This is a genomic window from Haloarcula sp. CGMCC 1.6347 (genome assembly GCF_037078395.1).
Lineage (GTDB): Archaea > Halobacteriota > Halobacteria > Halobacteriales > Haloarculaceae > Haloarcula > Haloarcula amylolytica.
The window spans coordinates 105068-125827 of the sequence record NZ_JAYMGX010000004.1; the positions used below are offsets into that span (position 1 = coordinate 105068).

General features: G+C 61.6%; 15 protein-coding genes. 6 read left to right on the forward strand and 9 right to left on the reverse strand.

Annotated features, from left to right (window positions below; translation table 11 throughout):
* Positions 1-154: 154 nt before the first annotated feature.
* From VI340_RS18275 to VI340_RS18285, 3 genes are read right to left on the reverse strand one after another with little or no spacing between them, the layout of a single operon-like run.
* Positions 155-1558, reverse strand: a complete 1404-nt coding sequence (locus VI340_RS18275; RefSeq protein ID WP_336358901.1) for a prenyl carboxy-lyase — start codon at positions 1556-1558, stop codon at positions 155-157.
* Positions 1555-3060 (reverse strand): UbiD family decarboxylase, encoded by a 1506-nt coding sequence (locus VI340_RS18280; protein WP_336358902.1) that lies wholly within the window; start codon positions 3058-3060, stop codon positions 1555-1557. The genes VI340_RS18275 and VI340_RS18280 overlap by 4 nt, the downstream gene beginning before the upstream one ends.
* Positions 3061-3063: 3 nt before the next feature.
* On the reverse strand, positions 3064-3558 hold the full coding sequence (locus VI340_RS18285) for a hypothetical protein (protein WP_008308336.1): 495 nt from the start codon (positions 3556-3558) through the stop codon (positions 3064-3066).
* A gap of 290 nt (positions 3559-3848) precedes the next feature.
* On the opposite strand from VI340_RS18285, the gene VI340_RS18290 reads away from it, so the two are divergent.
* The gene (locus VI340_RS18290) at positions 3849-5414 is read left to right on the forward strand and encodes an ABC1 kinase family protein (RefSeq protein WP_336358903.1); all 1566 of its coding nucleotides are present in this window, start codon (positions 3849-3851) and stop codon (positions 5412-5414) included.
* Between the two features lie 219 nt (positions 5415-5633).
* Positions 5634-6872: an MgtC/SapB family protein gene (locus VI340_RS18295; RefSeq protein WP_336358904.1), complete on the forward strand. Its 1239-nt coding sequence runs from the start codon at positions 5634-5636 to the stop codon at positions 6870-6872.
* A 144-nt stretch (positions 6873-7016) separates the two neighbouring features.
* Here VI340_RS18295 and VI340_RS18300 read toward each other — a convergent pair whose 3' ends face one another.
* The 6 genes from VI340_RS18300 to VI340_RS18325 all read right to left on the reverse strand — a co-directional run bounded on the left by VI340_RS18300 (position 7017) and on the right by VI340_RS18325 (position 15993).
* Positions 7017-9425, reverse strand: coding sequence for a heavy metal translocating P-type ATPase (locus VI340_RS18300; RefSeq protein ID WP_336358905.1), 2409 nt, complete (start codon positions 9423-9425; stop codon positions 7017-7019).
* A 60-nt stretch (positions 9426-9485) separates the two neighbouring features.
* The gene (locus VI340_RS18305; RefSeq protein WP_008308331.1) at positions 9486-10235 is read right to left on the reverse strand and encodes a helix-turn-helix domain-containing protein; all 750 of its coding nucleotides are present in this window, start codon (positions 10233-10235) and stop codon (positions 9486-9488) included.
* 239 nt (positions 10236-10474) lie between these two features.
* Positions 10475-11662 (reverse strand): orc1/cdc6 family replication initiation protein, encoded by a 1188-nt coding sequence (locus VI340_RS18310; RefSeq protein WP_008308330.1) that lies wholly within the window; start codon positions 11660-11662, stop codon positions 10475-10477.
* 1371 nt (positions 11663-13033) lie between these two features.
* Complete coding sequence (locus VI340_RS18315) at positions 13034-13465, reverse strand: Zn-ribbon domain-containing OB-fold protein (RefSeq protein WP_336358973.1); 432 nt, start codon at positions 13463-13465, stop codon at positions 13034-13036.
* A 32-nt stretch (positions 13466-13497) separates the two neighbouring features.
* Positions 13498-14667 (reverse strand): thiolase C-terminal domain-containing protein, encoded by a 1170-nt coding sequence (locus VI340_RS18320; protein WP_008308328.1) that lies wholly within the window; start codon positions 14665-14667, stop codon positions 13498-13500.
* A gap of 189 nt (positions 14668-14856) precedes the next feature.
* Positions 14857-15993 carry an oxidoreductase gene (locus VI340_RS18325; protein WP_442905128.1) on the reverse strand — a complete coding sequence of 379 codons (1137 nt, stop codon included), beginning with the start codon at positions 15991-15993 and terminating at the stop codon, positions 14857-14859.
* A gap of 421 nt (positions 15994-16414) precedes the next feature.
* On the opposite strand from VI340_RS18325, the gene VI340_RS18330 reads away from it, so the two are divergent.
* The 4 genes from VI340_RS18330 to VI340_RS18345 are packed head-to-tail and all read left to right on the forward strand — an operon-like array spanning position 16415 to position 20549.
* Entirely contained in the window at positions 16415-17611 is a 1197-nt protein-coding gene (locus tag VI340_RS18330) for an ABC transporter substrate-binding protein (RefSeq protein WP_336330909.1), read from the forward strand.
* Positions 17611-18495 (forward strand): carbohydrate ABC transporter permease, encoded by an 885-nt coding sequence (locus VI340_RS18335; protein ID WP_336330902.1) that lies wholly within the window; start codon positions 17611-17613, stop codon positions 18493-18495. The genes VI340_RS18330 and VI340_RS18335 overlap by 1 nt, the downstream gene beginning before the upstream one ends.
* A 1-nt stretch (position 18496) precedes the next feature.
* Positions 18497-19399 carry a carbohydrate ABC transporter permease gene (locus VI340_RS18340; RefSeq protein WP_336358907.1) on the forward strand — a complete coding sequence of 301 codons (903 nt, stop codon included), beginning with the start codon at positions 18497-18499 and terminating at the stop codon, positions 19397-19399.
* A gap of 10 nt (positions 19400-19409) precedes the next feature.
* A complete protein-coding gene (locus VI340_RS18345) occupies positions 19410-20549 on the forward strand; it encodes an ABC transporter ATP-binding protein (RefSeq protein WP_008308320.1) in 1140 nt (379 codons plus the stop codon).
* Positions 20550-20760: the final 211 nt, after the last annotated feature.

The window sequence follows — 20760 nt, forward strand, 5'->3', positions numbered from 1 at the left end:
CGGAATCTGGTATAACTGTACCGGTTGCTTTTTGCGAATAACGTATTGAATATATTTTATTTTTTATTCCCACATAGGTATTATTCGATTGTGGTATGGCGTAAACAGAGCTGATTACAACATATTTGAAGATATATACACGCGAGAGACATATTCAGTGGGGCGATTCGTTTTCGGTCGTCTCTCCGGGAGCGGTGTCGGGTTCGTCCCACAGGACACGAGCCACGTCGCGGACGTCGGTTGGGAAGGAGTTCTCGAACGTGACTCGCGGTGCGATGTAGGTCTCCTTCCAGCGCGGGTCCCACGCCGCGTTCACGTACAGGCGCGAGCCGGTTTCGTTGTCTCGTCGATAGTGTGGGCGTGTCGCTGCCGGTGCATCCGGTTCGCTGAACGTCCAGTCGCGAGCGGGGTGGGATTTCAGCCAGATATCGGCCAGAACGCGGCCGAAGTCCTGTGGCGGAACGTCTTCGTCGACGATGACGACCGTGTCGAAAAGCGACGAGAACGAAAAGAGAATGTTCGCGAGTTGCCACTCGAAGCCGCCGTAGAGCACGTCACTCGCGACGAAACAGATACCGAGTTCAGCCTCTGCCGGCAACATAATCCATTCGACTGGCGAGATGCCCCAGTAGTTGTTGAGCCGGTGATAGAGCGCTGCGGCGGTCGCGAGCCCCGTGAGACGGGTGTCATCCGCGAGTGGGCGACCGACGGGGGAGATGGGGATGACCGGGTTTTCAGTAGTGCGGACGCGCTCGACCGACAGCGAGAGCGGGCCGCTCTCGACGACGTACTCCCAGCCCTCTCGGCGGTCGGACCGGAAGTCCGGTTGGCGGTCCACGACTGTCGTCTCCATGACGACCTCTGTCACACTCGGGACGAGGCCGCCGTTGGTCGGGACGAGCGGGACGGTTCCGGTCACCCCACAGGACTGGATCGGCGTGGCAGTTTGCTCGGTGACAGCGAGCAGGTACGCCGTCGTGATCGCCGCCGGCGGCACGCCGAGCGCTATCGTTATTGTCGTCCCTTCACTGACAAGCGACGACAGCGTGTCCGGGACGCGCACTCTGAGCGTGTCGCCGCCTACGACCGAGCCGTGGACCGGTGCCCAGTGTGTGCCGTCAGCGGTCGAAACCGATGCGACACCGAGCGTCATAGCGGGCCACGTATCGGTTTCCCCCTGCGGGAACTGCAGGTCCTGTACGTCGATATCTGCCTCCGAGGCCGCCTGCCTGGTGTACGTCGGTTCGGAGTCCCTCCCGTCCGGACCGAGGCTGCTGATCGTCTCCAGCACCTCGACGAGCGTGGCTTCCGGGTCGAGTCCGAGGCCGAGCGACAGCCGCGACCACGGCCGGGCCTCGCGCTGCTGTGTCTGGTCCGGACCGCTGAACACACCGCTAACGAGGTCACTGCCAGCGGATCGCTGGAATCGAAGCGCCGGCCCACTCGCCCGGAGCGCCTCCGCCGCAAGTACGTCCACCGGGACCTCGAACGGGCCGTCGAGTCGGACGAGGTCGTCGTCGCCGGCCAGTCCGCGGACGTACTGCGTGAACGGTATCACTGTGACTGCCCCTCCCGCTCGTCGAGCCGGTCGAACCGCGCAGCGTTTAGGCCCGCTTCGACCAGCCGCTCCTGGGCTCGCTTCCGGGTTTCTGTGGTCGCTGCCATCTCCGCCGCGTCACCGTCGGTCGTTGCGTCAATGTAGGCTTTGGCCGTCTTCGCCTTCGACGTCCCCACGTCCGCGTTGCCCTTCTCGTCGGGCGTCTGGTAGATGTTGAGCGGAACTTTCGGCATTCGCTCGACGCCGAACTGGTGGAAGTCGGCATCCGGATCGGCCTCAAGCGCGATAGCTGTCAACACTGCCCGTGGATCGAGCGGGTCGACAGCAGCGTCGACGAACACGAAGAAGTCGATGTGGAGCATCCCCCACGTCGTGAAAATAAAGTTCGCCAGTTCGTGGAGATAGCCCGGATACGGTCGATCCGTCGCGATGACCCAGACGGTGCGGGAGGTGAACCGCCACGGGACCGCCATCGCAACGTCGAATCCGGCGGCCCGAAGACCGACAGTCGCGTCGGGACCGGCCGCGACGAGCCGGAGCGTACTGGTCGAGTTTTGCCCGTATCCGACACCGCTCCCCTCGACACAAAACGGTATTCGCGGTTCGTGGCGGTGGGTGATCGCATCGACCTCGAACACCGGCATGGAACGTCGCGGGCCGTTCATGTAGCCGAAGTAATCGCCGAACGGTCCCTCATCCAAGCGGTCGTCAGGTCGAACGTGGCCTTCGAGAACTAGCTCGGCCGTCGACGGGACGTACAGGTCATTGGTTTCACACTGGACGAGGTCCACAGGCTCGCTTTTCAGGCCGCCCGCGAATGCCGCTTCGCTCCGGCCTGTCGGAATCCACATATCCGCAGTACACTCGACGGTGGGTTCGGCACCGATGACGACCGCGACTGGCATCGGTTCGCCCCGGGGTTCGTAGTCGTAGTAGTAGCGGTTGGGCACCTGCTCGCCGGCCAGTAACAGCAGACTGGCCTGAGAGTCGTCGTGGATCATCATGCGATGGCTCGACCAGGTCCCCCACTCCGTGTCGGGGTCCGGTGCGACGATGGTGTGGTGATTCGAGTACCGTCCCCCGTCGCCCTCGTGGATATATGGCCACGGGAACGACAGGAGGTCGACCTCGTTCCCCGTCCGCACTGTTTCTTTGCAGGGGGCCTCCTGGCTTGCGACAGTTCGGGGCGCTTGCGGCGCGTTGAGGCGATCAATCACTCGGTCGTAGTACGTACGGCCCGAAAGGCCGCTTGGGAGCCCCAGCGCACGGGCGAAGTGATCCCAGGGACGCGTCTGGGGGCCGCGGTACGGATCGCCAACCAGTTTCGACTCCGTCTCTAGCCCCGCGATGGACTCGAACACCGGAATCGGGCCGTCACGGATATTGGCGAGCATCGTCGCTGCGCTCGCTTCGAGGTCCCACGACACCGGTTGGTCAAAGGACCGGAGCCAACCGGTCGTGTCGAGCAAATCGAGGTACTCGCGGAGCGAACTAACCGACATAGATCACTCCTGGTGTTCCAGCACGCGCCTCAGTGGGTCGTCGTCGAGTTCGCGGCGGACCTCAGCGTAGGCGTCAAGCAAGGCCGGTCGTTCTGTGGCGAGCTGGTCGAACGCGATCTCGCGAAGCGCATCGGACGTTGACTCGTACTCGCCGGTCTCGACGAGATACTGCAAGAGGACCTTCAGATCGTCGGACCGTGTATTGAGGATGTTCGACGCCGTCTCCTGTTCGGCCGCCAGATGCGTCACCAGCTCCTGATCGATACCGGTCTCCTCAGTCTCGTCGAGCAGTTCGACGTATCTGGTCTCGCTGACGCTCTCGTGTGGCCCGGCAACGATCGTTAGCGGTTCCGGGTCAGTGAGCGTATCGGGGTCCTTGGCAATCCGAACGCGTGCCTCGAAAATGCGTTTCGTTTGGGCATCCGTGATCTGTAGTGTGGTCTCTGCCTGTGCTTCCTCGGGGAGATGGTCTGCTGACGTGATGTAGTGGTTCGACATTACCTGCCCTCAGTTGTTTTGCTGATGTTCTTAGCAACCTCTTGTCCCTATGGCATATATGTACCGTCGTCAGTCCACCGTTTCACTGACCCGTGCATCCCGGGCACAGTTTGTCGCTCGAATCAGCCCTCTGTGAGGTGAAATGCGCGAATCACTAGTATTGAGAGGGTATCAGAAAGCGTATATTTACACGAGACAATATATTGTTTCCTTCAGTTATATATGCCACTTGATCGAAGCCAGAGTATGCACTGCCAATTGACGCCACTCGGCCGTTTTCGCTTCGAGAGATGAACGGATTGTTTCGCCGGTATCTGGTTGTCATCGTCCGATTTCTACCCTTTGCACTGGCATTTCTCCGTGACCGTCGGCGGTTCGTCCTTTTTGGCTCACGAAGACAGGTTCCAGACGAGAGCCATCGACAACGAGCCGAGCATATCCGGGATACGATGCTCGAACTCGGACCGGCATTCATCAAAGTGGGGCAAGTCCTCTCGACACGCCCCGATATCGTTCCACCGGTGTACGCCGACGTTTTCGGAACCCTTCAGGACGAAGTGCCAGAGGGCACAGGGGGAGATCCAAAACACGTCGTCGCGGAAGAACTGGGCGACGAACTCGATCAGTCGACGCTCGAACCGGTCGCCGGCGGGTCGCTCGCGTACGTCTATACGGCAGACTATCGGGGTGAGCGAATCGCACTGAAAGTTCGACGTCCCGAATTGAAACCCGTGATAACGCGTGACCTCCGGGTGGTCCGGGGGCTGCTTCCGCTGATTCGGCCCGTCGCTACCGAACGCCAGCAGTATTCGATCCAAAACGCGGCTGACGATTTTGAAGACATCATCCTGAACGAGTTGGATTTCAAGCGTGAAGCGACGATCATGGCCGATATCAGGGAGAACTTCGACGACGATGAGCGAGTCGTCATCCCTGCCATCTACGAAGACCTGTGCTCGGAGCGTGTGTTAGCTATGGAGTATCTGACCGGTCGGAAAATAACCGACGACGACGCCTTCAATGATATCGACGTGACGCCACACGAGATGGCGACACGGATCATCACTGTGTACCTGGAGATGGGTCTCGTCGACGGCGTGTTCCACGCTGACCCCCATCCGGGCAACCTCGGCGTCACAGACGACGGCCGTCTGTTACTCTTCGATTTCGGCATGAGCGAACGCCTGCCACCGACGGTTCAGGACGATATCATCGCCCTCTATCGGGCACTCGTCCGTCGTGACGTGGACGACCTGGTGGACGCGCTCATCGCGCTCGATGTCCTCGAACCACATGTCAACCGCGCCGAGGTCGGCCGAGTGCTCGAACTCGTCATCGAGAACCTCGAAGGCCAGTCGGAGATCACCTGGCGGCAGATTATTACGGAGTTGACGACGACCCTCCGTGCGTTCCCGTTTCGGATTCCGCCGGACGTGATGCTACTCATCCGGGTCGGGACCGTCGGTGAGGGCGTCTGTCGACAGCTCGATCCGGAGTTCGATTTCCTCGCCGCTGTTCGCTCGTTTCTCGTCGAACAGGGCCTCATCGAGAGTGAATTCGACGCAATCATCGAGGAAACGTGGGCGGACGTGCGCCGGTCGCTTCCCGCGCTGGCACGGGTCCCGTCACGAGTCGACCGAACGTTGTATCGGCTCGAACGGGGTGAACTGGTCGTCCGTACGGAACCGGCTGATGGACATGGAATGGGGGAGCGGAATCTCGGTTACGCGGTGATCGCCGGAGCGCTCATCGTGGCAGCAGCGATTCTGTCCTTTCACCAGCGTCCGTACGAGATCCCAGTACTTGCCGTCGCCGCCGGCTTTCTCCTCGTCTACCTCGTCGACATCGAGTCGTAGCTCCTGCCTCACCGGGTCTCCAGAAGAACAAACAGCGATCCGACCGAGAGTCGGAATGCAGGTGACGGGACAGGTGTAGTCGGCTCATCCGGAATGGCTCGCGCAGTTCTCCGGTCATCAGGGAAAAACCGAGCACGGCTCCGTAGTCGCCACAGCAGACGACCGATGCCGGCTCTCACACCCGAAGTTTGACAACTTGGAGGCATGAACCCCTAGAGAATGGTCGAGATCATCGATTCGCTTCTCCTTCGTCTCCTCGTTGCATTCGGTATTGGCGCTCTCATCGGACTGGAGCGGGAACAGGCGAAATCTGGGGGGACGTTCGCTGGCAGCCGGACGTTTCCGCTGTTTGCCCTCGTCGGCGCAACCGCCCAGGCGTTCTTTCCTGGCCTCTTGCCCGTCACTGTCCTCGCTATTGCAGTCCCCCTGACCGTCGCGTATGCCGGGAAAGTGCTGACTGAAGGGGATATCGGACTCACGACGGTGACCGCTGCCTTGCTCACTGTCCTTCTGGGTGCGTTGGCAGTGTCCTCCGAACGCGGGATGCTGTTCGCGATCATTCTCGGCGGGAGTGTCACTGTCCTCATGTCTGCGAAACCGACGATCCACAGTTTCGTCGACCAGATCGACGAGCGTGAACGCCGTGCCTCGCTCAAATTCATCCTCGTCGTGGCGGTCGTGCTGCCGATCCTGCCTGATCGTGAACTCGATGTCCTATTCGGTCTCAATCCCCGGTTCATCTGGCTGATGGTCGGCTTTGTCACCGGCCTGAGCTTCGTTGCCTACATTTTGAGCCGGTTTCTCGGAGCCAAGCGGGGGATCGCCCTCACGGGAATCCTCGGCGGGTTCGTCTCTTCGACCGCGACGACGGTCTCGATGGCCGAACGGATCAGTGAAACTCCCGAACTCTACAAGATCGGGTCGTTCTCGATTGTCGTCGCGTCGATCGTCATGTTCCCGCGTGCACTCGTCGAAGTCGCCGTCGTCAACCCGGCCTTACTCCCTCGCGTCGTCGTTCCGCTTGGAGTAATGACTGGTGTCGGCGTGGGTATCGCCGGCATCGTCTACTGGCGGTCGACGACAGAGTCCGCGGTCGAGACTGATCTCAAGAACCCGTTTCGTCTCCGACCGGCACTGTTTTTCGGCGCTGTTTTCGCTATCGTGCTCCTCGTGTCTCAGTCCGCGAATACCTGGTTCGGCGATTCGGGTATCTATGCGACTGCGTTCCTCTCGGGGCTCGCTGACGTCGATGCGATCACGCTCACGCTGAGCGCACTCGAAGCGGACGGTGAGATCTCGCCCGAAGTAGCGACTACCGGCATCGTCATCGGCGCTATCGCGAATACGCTCACGAAAGCCGGACTCGCGTGGCTACTGGGGACGGTCGAACTGGGCCGGCGAGTGACGGTCGCTCTTGGAATCGTCGCCGCCGCCGGCATCGCTGTCGTCGTCCTCTAATCCGTTGGGCCACCGAAGCCACGTCGGTCCCGAAAAACGCGTCTGAAAGCCCTGAAAGGGCTGCCTATGAACGCCCGAGGTGCCGAGAAGCCCGCAAACAGTCTGTGGACGTAAGTGCTGGGCTGGCGGAACTCAGACATCGAATTACCGGTCCGGCTCGATCCGCGACAGCCGCATCGCGTTTCCGGTGACGCCGAGGCTCATCCCCATGTCGCCGACCACGACCGCGAGCGCGACGCTCACAAGTCCCAGTGGGACGCCCAGTGCGAGCAGGAACTTCGCGCCGAGGCTCACCCAGATGTTCTGCCGGATCACGCCGTTGGCGGTGTGTGACAGCTCGTACAGGTAGGGGAGCTTCCCGATATCGTCGCCCATCAGTGCGATGTCCGCCGTTTCCAGCGCGGTGTCGGTGCCGGCAGCGCCCATCGCGATACCGACCTCCGCGGTGGCGAGCGCGGGCGCGTCGTTGATTCCGTCGCCGACCATCGCCACCTCGCCGTACTCCGCCTGCAACTCCTCGACTGCATCGACCTTCTCGTCCGGCAGGAGTTCGGCGCGGTACTCGTCGACGCCGACCGCGTCGGCGATAGCGCGGGCAGTGCCCTCGTTGTCGCCGGTCAGCATCACGACGCGCTCGACACCCAGCTCCTGTAAGCGCTGGACAGCCTGCTTCGAGGCGGGGCGTACCTCGTCGGCGATGGCGATGGCACCCAGCAGCTTCGACTCCGTCCCGACGATAACGACCGTCTTGCCCTCCCGCTCCAGTGCGGCGAGTGCATCCTCGGCGAACGCCCCGTCGTCGGACGCAGCCGTTTCTTCCGGCACGATGCCACCGTCAGACCGATGCGCTGACGAGGCTCCGGTCGCTCCGCTCCCGGGGACACCGTCTGGGTCGCGGCGGGCCCGCGAGAGATCGAAGCCAAACTCCTCGAAGAGCGCGGGCTTGCCCGCGTAGTACGTCTCGCCGTCGATCTTCCCGCGGATACCCTTCCCGGTGAGGCTCTCGAAGCCCGTCAGGTCGGGCAGGTCGTCCACACCCTCCTCGTTTGCACGAGCGAGAATCGCCGTGGCGATCGGATGCTCGCTGCGGCGCTCCAGTCCGGCGGCGTGACTGAGGAGCGTCGCCGCGTCGGTGTCGCCGGCAGGGACGACATCGGTGACGGCGAGTTCACCCTTCGTGAGCGTGCCCGTCTTGTCGACGGCGACGGCGTCGACCCGGCCCATCGCTTCGAGGTAGTTACCGCCCTTGATGAGGACGCCGTTCTTCGCGGCGCTGGTGATGCCCGAGACCACCGAGACGGGCGTCGAGATGACAAAGGCACAGGGGCACGCAATCACCAGCAGCGTGAGCCCGCGGATGAACCACGTCTGCCAGTCGCCAGCGAACGTGACGCCGTACCCGGCCACGCTCACTGACACTGGGTCGGCGATGACCAGTGGCGGAATGGCGGCGGTCAGAATCGCCAGCACGACGACGACCGGCGTGTAGTACCCCGAGAACCGGTCGACGAACTGCTCGGTGTCGGTCTTTTTCGCCTGTGCGCCCTGTACCATTTCGATGATGCGCGAGAGCGTCGAGTCGCCCGACGTCGACGTGACTTCCACTTCGAGGTACCCCTCTTCGTTGATAGCGCCGGCGTACACTTCGTCGCCGGCGGACTTATCCACGGGAACACTCTCGCCGGTAATCGGTGACTGGTCGACCGCGCTCTCGCCCTCGACGACCGTCCCGTCGAGCGGGATTTTGTCGCCAGGGCGGACGACCACGGTCTCGCCGACCGCCACCTCGTCGGCGGGCACCGTCACTTCCTCGCCATCGCGCATGACGGTGGCCTCGTCCGGTGATAGCTCCATCAGCTCGCGCAGGGAGTCCCGTGCCCTGTCCATCGCGTAGTCTTCGAGCAGCTCGGCGATGCTGAACAGGACAGCCAGCGTCGCGGCCTCGACAAAGTAGCCGATACCGGTCGCGGCGATGATAGCCGTCCCCATCAGCAAGTCGATGTCGAGGCTCAGATTCTTCGCGGAGTAGTAGCCGCTGCGGACGACAGGGGCGCCGCTGGCGGCGACAGCCCCCAAAAATAGCACGTCGGCAACGGCCAGCGGATAGCCGAGAACACTTGCCACCGCGATATTCTGTGCTGTCAGGAGAAACTCGAAGAGGAGACCGAACGTGACCAGCGCCGCGCCGATCCACGTCTTCATGGCGCGGGGACTCGTCCAGACCTCCGAGGGCGGCGCGATATCGGCGCCGCCACCCATCTCCGCTTGCTCGTCGGCGTCGGAGGCCGGGCCGCCGACGACCTCGTAGCCAGCGCCCTCGATCGCCTTGACTACGTCTGCCTCGCCCGTGCGTTCAGAATCATACGTGACACTGGCTGTACCGGTGGTCGGCTGGAGCGTGGTGTCGACAACGCCGTCGACACGCTGGAGACTTTTGTCGACTTTCTGGGCACAGGAGGGGCAATCCATCTCAGGAACTGTGAGGCGGACAGTCAACTCCTGTTGCTGACCGCCCCCACTTGCCTGACCCGTCGAATCCGGATTCTCTGTCATCACTTCATGATAGGCGCGTGAGTTCGATAAGGTTTTGTTGGAATATTCCAACCCAATGGGTCAACGTGATACCGAGGACTCCTCGCCCACTCGCCTGCCCGCGACGTACTGCTTCGCCAGCTGTTCCTCAGCCCGACGCAGTCGGTAGGTGAGCGTCGACCGGGGGACATCGAGGTGCTCGGCTAACTCGCCGACGTCGACCTCTCGGGGTGACTCGTAGTAACCGTGCTCGACAGCGGCCCGGAGTGCGGCCTCTTGCTCCGGCGATAGGGCACCCTGTGTCCCGTCGGATTCTCGCATCGACGCCGTCGTGTCCGCAGTGCGGAGTATCTCCATCTGGGCACTTTCCCCGACTGCCGCCGCGAGGTCGTCGAAGAACGCGGCCACGTCACCCTCGCCGGAATGAATGAGCCGCCACGTATAGTGATGCCCCTCATGGCGCGTCTCGAACAGCACGCCCTCTCCGAGGTGATCGCGGGCGATGTGGGGAACCGAAGCACAGGCGGGGGTGCGTTCCCAGTCGGAGTAGAGGACAAGCGTGTCGTCGGCGCGGTCGAGGACGCGAGTGGTCTGGGTGGCTCCGCAGTCCTCGGTGGCGAGACAGTCGGCGTAGTAGTCGCTGGTGAGAAAGGCGTCTTCGATGGCGTCGAGTGCCTCGGGAGTTCCGGTAGCGTGGTCGACGCGCCAGAGACGGTCAGCAGTGGCGTGCAGCGAGAGCGAGCGGACACGGACGTTGGGGTGTTCGGCGAGAGCGTCTGCAACCCTGTTGCAGCCCGGCTCGTAGTCGAGAGCGAAAACGAGTTCGCGCATACGCATCGTAAGCAGCGGTTCGATAAAACACGTCGGGACGATGCCGTTCAGCCTTGACTTCGGGACGCTCCGCTCAGCGTTGACGACAGTCAGAGCACGTCATCGGTATCGGGCCCCGCATTCGTTGGATCTCAACGGCTTGTCGCTCGCGGTACGGAATTCCGTCGGAGAGATTGTCTATGTCTGCTCTCCGTCTAACAGCAGAACCAGTGGGGTGGCTAACAGCGGAAGCGGTGGGGTTACGGACTTTTTTGCAGGAGTTCTGATAGGCCCGTTTTGATCGAACTGATGGATTGCTCTAACTCGAATTCCTTGTACTTGCCACCGCCTTTCCCCCGGTTGTACTCCGTCGAGGACACAATTCCGAGTTGTGTGAGTTCACCGAGATAGTCACGGACGGAACGCTCTGAAACCGGGTCCAGACCCTCATCACGGGCTAACTCCTGATACGCACCCAGGATGTCTCGTGTCCGGGCTGGCGTGTCATCGTCTTTGGCGAGCCCGGTGAGCGCATAGAGAACGAGTTGGCCGTGATCGGAGTAGTTACGGATACCTTCAACGACCTGGTCGGTCTGAAGCCGCTGCCGGGCTTCGCGTACGTGATGTTCCGTTACGAGTTCATCGTCGTACTCCCGAGCGAGGTCTCCGGCCTCAAGGAGGAGGTCCAGAGCCTGGCGGGCGTCCCCGGAGTCTTTCGCGCCGTACGCAGCACACATTTCGATGACGCCGTCATCGAGGACATCGTCCTGAAACGCGACAGCCTCACGCTGTTTCAGAACGAGCTGAAGCTCGTTGGCGTTGTACGCCGAGAAAGACACTTCCTTTTCACAGAGACTCGACCGGACTTTCGAGGACAGTTGATTGCGGAAGTCGAGATCGTTCGAGATACCGATGACGCCCAGTTTCGCTTCGGAGATGTCACCGTTCGATCTGGCGCGGGGAAGTTTGTACAGCAGCGAATCGTCTTCGATGTGATCGACTTCGTCGAGAACGATGAGTACCGTGCCACCCAGGTCATCGAGTGCGTCGAAGAGGAATTGATACACTGAAGCCTGTGGATATCCGGTGTTGGAGATTTGATTCGCCGGATCACGAAGTGTATTGACGATTGCGACCGCGGCCTGATAGCTCGAATTGAGTCCATCGCAGTTGACTTCGACCGTACTGAGGTCCAGTCCGTCGACATCTGCTGCATCGCGTTCCAGGGCGGAGAGGAGGTATCGGGTGGCAGCAGTCTTCCCGACACCGCTTTTCCCGTACAGGAAGATGTTCGACGGAGTTTCGTTGTTGATGACTGGCTGGAGAGCAGCGTGATACTTCTGGAGCTCCTCGTCACGTCCGACGAGCTCCTCAGGAGTCCACTCTTCGAGTAGTGCCTCGCGTTGTTCGAATATTGTGGAGGTGGGCGAAAACGTAATATCGCTCATTTGTGTGTAGTTGCAACACGGAGTGTCTTAACCTTTGGTTCCGCTGCTTCCGCTGTTCGGTTGAGTATATAAATGAGTGACCCCGCCACTTCCGCTGTTAGATGAGAGGGGGCACCTGACTGACCACTCCCCCACCCCACCGCTTCCGCTGTTAGATGGGAAATGGGATAGCAATCCTCCTACTCCCCCACCCCACTACTTCCGCTGTTAGATGAGAAATGGGATAGCGACCCTCCTACTCCCCCACCCCACCGCTTCCGCTGTTAGCGCGGTAGCCGAGAAGTTCCCTGGTCGAGGAACGGGATCGAGTAACTGCGAGTGGTTAGACAGCAGGATTTCGCGGGATTGTAGCTGTAGAGCGACACACCCACCCCACTACTTCCGCTGTTAGCTCGATGGAAAGGGGTATACGGTGTGGGACCACGCTGTTTCGCCACCCTGAACAGGACGAGTATCTTGGGATACCTCTTCTTCGACCCCTACCCCCACCCCACTGGTTCCGCTGTTAGGACTGGCAGTTGGTGGTGACCTATCCAGATCGCGGCCTGAATATCTCTAGAGCTAGTGAATAACTTCAAGTGTCTCGGCAAGAAACCACAACTGTAGGACGTTATCACAAAATAGCAAAGCACCCCCTCCCATGGGGGTGGTGCCGTCTATTTATTCCCTAACAGCGGAACCAGTGGGGTGGGGGTGTGGACACATTCCTGTTACAGTTGTTGGGGCAGACCATCCACAACTTCCAGTCGAGCCAGAGAGTCGGCTGAGATATCTATCGACTCGACACAGCGATGAACCACACGGCCCAAACTTACGCCGACAGACGATACCCGGAGTAGACTTTATTCATGAGCGAGAGTAAGACAACCGCTCGGTAAGCGTGCGGATTGACTGAATCCAGAACCGTAATACGACTTGAAGCTGCATTGTCCATTATGGCCGACAAAAAACCACAGCCAAATAATCCATTAGCTCCGTATTATCCCTCAGAAACGCCGAGTTTGTCGGGGAATGGACGAAAGTGGTTTGCCATACTTGTTCTCGGGTTCTGGCTATTCCTGGCGGCGGTTGCGCTCGCTGTTGAGCTTTTCCTGTGACTTCGCCACAGTTGCGACTGAGAACCGCCGGCACGAATAGACACACCCATTATGACAACTGGTGGAGAGACGCTGTGTATCCAGAGGTTTTGAGTAGTGGTGCAGTACGTACTGTCGGTCACCCGTCCATCTGTCAGCTACCCGGCAGCGCCCTAATAACCATTTTCAGCGTATTACGCGCGTCTCCTCACCTCAGTGCCCCTCTCCAGTTTCGCTCGTACCAGACTGGGCTCCCGGTCACTCACCGATAATCGCTGTGGAGTCGGCCTGCCCCTCACCGCGGTTCGAAAACGTGGACCGGCCAGTCGCTCTCGTAGTCGAGCGCGACCTCACGCTCTGTGGCCGTCGGCTCCCGCACCGTGAGTTCGACCGCGTCGCCGATAGTGACATCGGCGTAGTCGGCGGCAACGCGGCCAAGCAGGCGGCCACCGTCCGCGAGTTCCACGACGGCGACCGTGTAGGGCGCGTCCGCTGCGAACGCCGGCGGCGGCGTGTGGACCGCCGTGTACGAGAAGATCTGACCCTCGGGGGACTGTGGTTCGACGTCGACGGCGCGACTGCCACAGGCGTAGCAGGCCGGTCGCGGCGGCAACAGGACCTGTCCACAGTCCGTACAGACCCCGCCCAGGAGTTCGCCATCGGCGAGCGCGTCGAAGAAGCCCGGCAGCGTCCGCGGGTCGGTCGCATCGAGGCCGCCGTCAGTCATGCTGTCTCCGCTGGCATCGAGATCGCCGTCAGTCATGGTGCCTCCGCCGTCGTGAGCACATGGCCAACGGTAACCGCGTCCGCGACGCCCCCCTCGTTGAGCAACAGGGCCGTCTCGGCATCCTCGACTGCCCGGTCGCCCGCGGCCCCCGTGAGCTGTTCGTAGGCTTCGAGCGCCTGCAAGAGCCCGGTCGCACCGATGGGGTGACCGCGGGCCTTCAGGCCGCCGCTCGGGCTCAACTGCACATCTGTCCAGCCGTCAGCCCGCTCCGCTGGCGGCTGATAGCTCTGGTAGCCCGTTCCCGCGGGAGCGAAGCCGGCGGCCTCCGCGAGCAGCGCCTCGCAGACGGTGAAGGCGTCGTGAACCTCGGCGATATCGACGGCCTCAGCATCGATACCGGCTTCATCGTAGGCCGTCTCGGCAGCAATCCGAGCGCCCGCGATGTCGGTCATGTCCCGCTCGGCGACCGCGATGTTGTTCGCGGAGGCCCCGCTACCCGCGACGCGCACCTGCGGCTGGTCGAGGTCGGCCGCCATCTCGGCGGTCGTCACGAGAACGGCGGCGGCACCGTCCCCGACCGGCGCGCAGTCGTAGAGCTTCAACGGCGGGGCGACGGGGTCGGACTCTAAGACGGTCGCGACGTCGATTTCCTTCGGAAACTGTGCCCGAGGGTTGCGAGCGGCGTTGGCGTGGTTCTTCACTGCGATCTCGGCGAGGTCGCGTTCCGTGGCGTCGGTCTCGTGGAGGTACCGCTGGCCGAGCAGTGCGTACTGGCTGGGGGCGGTGATGCCGGAACGCTGCTCGATGGCGCGGTCGAACGCCGCCGAGAGCGCGTCCGTCGCACCGCTGGTGCCCGCGGACGTCATCTTCTCGACGCCGCACGCGAGCACGGCCTCGTGTTCGCCGTTACGGACGTCCTTGACCGCGTGTCGTAGCGCGAGCGCGCCCGCGGCGGCACACCCTTCGACTCGCTCGGCGGGGACGTGTCGGAGGCCGGCCCACTCGGCCAGCAGCGTCCCCTGCATAATCTGGTGTTCGTAGGTCTCCGACTGGTTGCCGACGTACACCGCCTCGACGATGTCGGCAGGGTCGGGCAGGTCGTCGAACGCCTCCGCAAGTGCGACCGAAAACAGGTCGCGGCCCGGGAGGTCTGTGCGGCCGAGCGGCGAGGCACCGACCGACGCGATGACTGGATCTGGCATTCGTACCTCCCATATCTCTGCGGGCCTAGTTAGTAATTCCCATTTTATCGATAGTTGAAACATTGGGCCGTCGAACGACGAACATAGCATCGCAGGTGCCGCCGGGGTCGCTCGTCTCCGATCTAACTCACCCCTCGAATCGGCGTTCGGACCGTCTTTCGCGTCGCGGTATCTGGTGTCCAGACTGCTTCAGTCGTCGGCCGAGGCACCGCTTGTCTGCAGTTCATGCTCCGAGAGTTCTGCGGACGGAGCGAGGAACTCAGCAGGGTCGAATGCGGTCAGTTCTTCACCCTCCGAGACCTTCTCAGGCCAGTCCGGATTGGCGAGTGCGCTCGTCGCCAGCGTTACTAGGTCGGCACCGGCATCGACCTTCTCGCGTGCCGCGTCAGGCGTTCCGAGCCCGCCGTTGTCGATAATGACTGTCTCATCCGCTGCGTAGGTAGCCGCGGCCTCGGCCAGCGTCGGTCCGTCGTCGCCAAACGCCGGCGTGGTCGCATCGGGTTCGGTGACGTGGATGTAGTCGGCGCCGGCCATCGACAGTTCCTCGAAGAACACCGCTGCGGCGTCCTCGCCTTCGGGCCACCGGTGGTCCTCGTCAAGGGCGGTCGACTGTGAGACACGGATGCCAACGACGAAATCGGCGGGTGTCGCCTCGTCGACCGCAACGACAACCTCTTGCGGATAGCGCACTCGGTTCGCAGGCTCACCACCGTACTCGTCATCACGCTGATTGAACTCTCCCGAGAGGAATTCGTGAAGCAGATACCCGTTCGCACCGTGGATCTCGACACCGTCGAACCCCGCTTCGATGGCGTTCTGCGCCGAGGTAACGAACCCGTCACGGATGTCGGCTAGCTCGTCGACCGTGGCTGCTTTCGGCGTAGGGAAGTCACCGCTCCCGCCGTAGGCTTCGGCCTTTTGTCCGTCCGGTTGCACCGCCGATGGGGCGATGGTCTGTTCCCCGTCGACATGTGGATTCCCCTGGCTCTGTGCTCCGGCGTGCATCAACTGGGCGAAAATCGGGACACCAGCGTCGTGGACCGCCTCGGTAACCTGTTGCCAGGCCGCTGCCTGTGCGTCGGTCGCCAGACCTGGCTGGTTCAGATACCCCTGGCTGTATGCGTTGTCTGGATAGATCCCCTCTGTAATAAGGAACGAGAACCCACCGTCGGCGAACCGCTGATAGTACTGTGCCATCTCCGCCGTCGCACGGCCGTCGTCGGTGGCGCTCACCCGTGTCATCGGCGCGAGGCCAACTCGGTTGTCTAACGACAACTCGTTGAGTGTAGTTCCGTCGAACAGTGTCACATCACCCGGTAAGCGCATAAGACAATTAACGGCTGGTTCAGCATACGCCGAATCAGTCGCCCGTGAGTGAAAAGATAATACATTTGCCATTTCGAAGCACGCTTCGAACGTGTTCACTCCGGCGTGACTGGGGAGCCTCCAAACGCACGGAGACTCGGGAGCCAGCCGCTCACTTGCTACGTCTATCGTTCAGTTATGACGCCCATATACGCGTACTGTCTGCTATAGAGAGCAATTATAATCATTCATTTTTCATGCCTTGCTGGCAAAGGGTATGGTTCAATGTGGTGGCGGGTACGACCATGTATCGCGGCGGTCGATTCTGAAAACCTCGGGGGCTGCACTCACGGTTGGGACCGTGGGGCTAGCCGGATGTAGCAGTAGTAGCGGTGCCAGTGTCCGGCCGGTCGACGAAGACAGCCTCACCATCTGGCATGCCATGGGTGGTACCAACGGTGAGACGCTGCAGGGGCTGGTCGACCAGTTCCAGTCCGAGACGGACATCGACGCGAACCTCGTCTTTCAGGACTCCTACGAGGGGGTGCTGACGAACACACTGAGCGCACTCGACTCCGGCGAGGTCCCCGACGTCTTCCAGATCGACAGCCTGTTCGCCCAACAGGTCCTCGATACGGACGCCGTCGAGCCCGTCGAGAACCTGCTCTCCGACGACTATCCGGTCGATGACTTCCTGTCGAACGTGACCTCGTTTTTCACTATCGATGGGACGCTTACGTCGATGCCGTTCAACAACTCCAACGCCATCCTCTATTACAACCGGTCGGCGTTCGAGGAAGCCGGACTCGACCCGGACAGTCCGCCGACCACGCTTGAGGAAGTCCGAAGTTACTCGCAGACGCTCGTCGACGAAGGCGTCACCGACGCCGGTCTCACTTGGCCGAACCACGTCTGGTTCGTCGAGCACTTCTACGCCGTCGACGGCGAGACGCTCCTCGACGCCGAGAACGGCCACGCCGGCCAGCCGACGACGATGCGAACGGACAACGCGACGGCCCGGTCGCTGTACGAGTGGTGGCACGAGATGGCCGACAACGGCCTGTTCAGCAACCCCGGGATCGAGGCCTGGGGCGAAGCAACGTCCACGTTCCTCACCGGGCAAGCCGCGATGCTGATGACCTCGACGGCATCGGTTACTGGTATCCGCTCCGGCGCGGAGGAGAACGGGTTCGAGGTCGACAACGCGTTCTACCCGACGATTGACGGCGACCGGACCGGGCCAGTTATCGGCGGGGCTTCGTGGTTCGTTCCCTCTGGACTGCCACAGGAGCGGCAGGACGACATCGGCAGCTTCCTCGAATTCATGGGTCGACCGGAGTCACAGATCACCTGGCACAAGGGAACTGGTTACTACCCGATCCGACAGTCCGCTGTCGAGCAGCTCGAGAACGACGGCTGGTTTGCGGAGAACCCGATGTACCGAACCGCGTTCGACCAGTTGACACAGGCCGAGAACACGGCGGCGACGAAACGGATGCTCATCGGCCCGGCTCGTCAGGTCCAGACAACAATTCAGGATATGTCGGTCGAGCTGTTCAGCGGCGAGGTCGGCGTCGACGAGGGGCTCTCCGAGCTGAAATCGGCCGTCGAAGACGAACTAGACCGATACTACAGCTAATGTCCACGCGCGAAGTCTTCACAGACCGCCTGGAGGCCGGTGTGTTGCTGTTACCGACGATGCTCGTGTCGCTTGTGTTCCTCTACTACCCGACGGTCCGTGCGATAGGGCTGAGCTTTTACCAGGCCTCGCTCGCCCGGGGTGACGTGTTCGTCGGGCTAGAGAACTACAGGCGGTTAGCCGGCTCCGCGGAGTATCTCCGGAGCGTCATGATCTCGGTCCTGTTCGCTGCGTGTGTCGTCGTCGGCGTGATGGCCGTTGCCCTGTGTGTCTCCTTTCTCATCCACGAGATCGAAGTCGGGAAGGGACTGTACTTGGTGGCGGTCATCTGGCCGTACGCGCTGCCGCCGGCAGTCGCTGGGCTGGTGTTCCTGTTCATCGCACACCCGAACATCGGCATCTTCACGAGCTACATCGAGGCTCTCGGCATCGATGTCAACTGGTTCAGCAACGGTCCACAGGCGTTCGTCGTCGTGTTGATCGCAGCGGTGTGGAAGCAGGTCGGGTACAACGTTATCTTCATGACAGCCGCACTCGGCAACGTCCCCGAGTCGCTGACTGAGACGGCCGAACTCGACGGCGTCTCCCGAACGCAGCGACTGCTCCGCGTGTACGTCCCGATCATCTCGCCGACGCTCGTGTTCCTGGTGATCATGAACACGATCTACGGCTTCTTCGGTACGTTCGCGATGGTCGATCTCATGACCAAGGGCGGTCCCGCCGGTGCGACGAACATTCTCATCTACGACCTCTATCGGACCGCCTTCCAGTTCTACGAGTTCGGGTTCGCCTCGGCGAAGTCCGTGGTGCTGTTCGTCGCTGTCGGGCTGTTGATGTACGGCCAGTTCCGGCTGAGCGACAGGTACGCCTACTACGGAGGCTAACATGCTCGGGTCACTCCTCACTGCGTTGACTACTGCCGCTGAGCGCTCCCGTACTGCGGGACGAATGACTAGCGAGCGCATCCGGCGATTCGAGACTGAGCAGCTCACGCTGCATGTGCTTGCGGCTACCGTCGCGTTCCTGATCGTACTGCCAGTGTTGATCGCGGCCCTCGTCTCCACGAAGCGGGCCGGAATCGTCACCTCTATCGGCGATCTGGCACCCGGTGGCCACGCGCTGTCGAACTACCGGCGTGCTCTCATTGGCCTCGAATTCTGGCGGTACATGCTCAACTCGTTCGTGATGTCTGTCGCCGTCGTCGTCGGGAAGCTGATCGTGTCGCTGCTGGCCGCGCTGGTGATCGTCTACTACAGGTTCCCGTACAAGAACGCCGTGTTCCTGTTTATTCTCTTTACGCTCTTGCTCCCGGTCCCGGTCAGGTTTGTGCCACTGTATCGCTTGACGACGGAGCTTGGCATGGGTAACACGATCTTCGCTATCACGGTCCCATATCTGGCCAGTGCGACGACCGTCTTCATCCTGCGCCAGCACTTCCTGTCGATTCCGGCCTCGCTCGTCGAGACGGCAAAGGTCGACGGTGTCGGTCCGCTGCGGTTTCTGTGGTCGGTCCTGGTCCCGATGTCCCGTGCCGTCCTCGTGGGCGTCTCGGTGATCATGTTCGTCTACACATGGAACCAGTACCTCTGGCCGCTGGTGATCATCAACGCTGAGAGCCTGCAGGTCGCACAGGTTGGGCTGAATCTGCTTCGAGGACAGGCCAGCACCGGCGAAGTGGCCTGGTCAATGGTGATGACCGGGTCGATACTGACCCTGTTGCCACCGCTGGCGCTGCTAGTGCTGTTCCGACGACAGTTGCTGGAGACGTTTACGATCCAACAAAAATGAGAGGATACCAATGACTGACGTAACCTTACAGAACGTACGGAAGGAATTCGATGGTGTCGTCGCCGTGAAAAACATCGACCTCCAGATCCCGGACGGGGCGTTCGTGACTGTCGTCGGGCCCAGTGGGTGTGGCAAAAGCACCACGCTTCGGCTCATCGCCGGGCTAGAGCGGGCCACTGACGGCACGATCCAGATGGGCAATGAGGATGTCACCGCTGTCGAACCGAAAGACCGGGACGTCGCGATGGTGTTCCAGAACTACGCGCTGTACCCGCACATGACCGCGCGCCGGAACATCACGTTCGGGATGAAGTCGGCTGGCGACTTCAGTGACGAGGAAATCGACCGCCAAGTGAGAGAAGCCACAGCGGTGCTCGACATCGACGACCTGCTCGACCGAAAGCCAGGCGAGCTATCCGGGGGCGAACGCCAGCGGGTCGCACTCGGCCGCGCACTAGTCCGGGACCCGGAGGTGTTCCTCATGGACGAACCGCTGTCGAACCTCGACGCCAAACTCCGGATCAAGATGCGGGCTGAACTGGCGAAACTCCACAGCGAATTCGAGACCACGACAATTTACGTGACCCACGACCAGACAGAGGCGCTGACGCTCGGTGACCGGGTGGTGGTGATGAACGACGGCCGCATCCAGCAAGTCGACAGCCCACAGCGGCTGTACGACTACCCCGAGACTCGGTTCGTCGCGGAGTTCATCGGCGACCCCGCGATGAACATGCTCGCCGTGGATATCTCCAGTGATGGCACTGAATACGAGGCCGTCGGGCCGACGTTTCGCATCCCGTTACCCGAGGGCGACGGCTTGGAAACAGTCGCCGGAGGACAGGCGCTGCTAGGCGTTCGTCCGGAGAGCCTTTCGGTAGCTGATTCGGCCGACCGAAGCTCGTTCGCCGCTGAAGTAACCGTCACCGAACCGCTCGGTGATAGCCTCCTGCTGGAGTGTCGGACCGGCGATCAGGAGTTCAAACTACACGCCGAACCCCGAACGGCCGTCGAGCCGGGCGACCGAGTTGCGTTGACAGTTGAGACTGAGCGGCTCCACCTGTTCGACCCACAGACGGGCGCGGCCATCTATCACGCAGCGGCGGCGCAACCACCCGAAGAAACTGGCCCCATCGATAGCACTCTTTAGGTTTTCCGCCCGATTCTCGATCCTCCGATAGAAGCGACGAGCACCGACACTTTCGGTTCGATCCGGTGCTGTGGTCTTCTCGAACGCGACGACCGGAATCGACCACGGGATAGTGGCAGAGCACTGTCCCAGAGCCGCTGCTAGCGAGAGCGCTGTGCAAGCCCAGTTCCGTCCGATTAGCTTGCTACATGTAGTCTCAACTCAACAAAGC

Excerpts from the sequence above, each read along its gene's own strand:
- VI340_RS18280 (WP_336358902.1), bottom strand. The coding sequence starts at position 3,060 with ATGTCGGTTAGTTCGCTCCGCGAGTACCTCGATTTGCTCGACACGACC.
- VI340_RS18285 (WP_008308336.1), bottom strand. The coding sequence starts at position 3,558 with ATGTCGAACCACTACATCACGTCAGCAGACCATCTCCCCGAGGAAGCA.
- VI340_RS18290 (WP_336358903.1), top strand. The coding sequence starts at position 3,849 with ATGAACGGATTGTTTCGCCGGTATCTGGTTGTCATCGTCCGATTTCTA.
- VI340_RS18295 (WP_336358904.1), top strand. The coding sequence starts at position 5,634 with ATGGTCGAGATCATCGATTCGCTTCTCCTTCGTCTCCTCGTTGCATTC.
- VI340_RS18300 (WP_336358905.1), bottom strand. The coding sequence starts at position 9,425 with ATGACAGAGAATCCGGATTCGACGGGTCAGGCAAGTGGGGGCGGTCAG.
- VI340_RS18305 (WP_008308331.1), bottom strand. The coding sequence starts at position 10,235 with ATGCGCGAACTCGTTTTCGCTCTCGACTACGAGCCGGGCTGCAACAGG.
- VI340_RS18310 (WP_008308330.1), bottom strand. The coding sequence starts at position 11,662 with ATGAGCGATATTACGTTTTCGCCCACCTCCACAATATTCGAACAACGC.
- VI340_RS18315 (WP_336358973.1), bottom strand. The coding sequence starts at position 13,465 with ATGACTGACGGCGGCCTCGATGCGACCGACCCGCGGACGCTGCCGGGC.
- VI340_RS18320 (WP_008308328.1), bottom strand. The coding sequence starts at position 14,667 with ATGCCAGATCCAGTCATCGCGTCGGTCGGTGCCTCGCCGCTCGGCCGC.
- VI340_RS18325 (WP_442905128.1), bottom strand. The coding sequence starts at position 15,993 with ATGCGCTTACCGGGTGATGTGACACTGTTCGACGGAACTACACTCAAC.
- VI340_RS18330 (WP_336330909.1), top strand. The coding sequence starts at position 16,415 with ATGGGTGGTACCAACGGTGAGACGCTGCAGGGGCTGGTCGACCAGTTC.
- VI340_RS18335 (WP_336330902.1), top strand. The coding sequence starts at position 17,611 with ATGTCCACGCGCGAAGTCTTCACAGACCGCCTGGAGGCCGGTGTGTTG.
- VI340_RS18340 (WP_336358907.1), top strand. The coding sequence starts at position 18,497 with ATGCTCGGGTCACTCCTCACTGCGTTGACTACTGCCGCTGAGCGCTCC.
- VI340_RS18345 (WP_008308320.1), top strand. The coding sequence starts at position 19,410 with ATGACTGACGTAACCTTACAGAACGTACGGAAGGAATTCGATGGTGTC.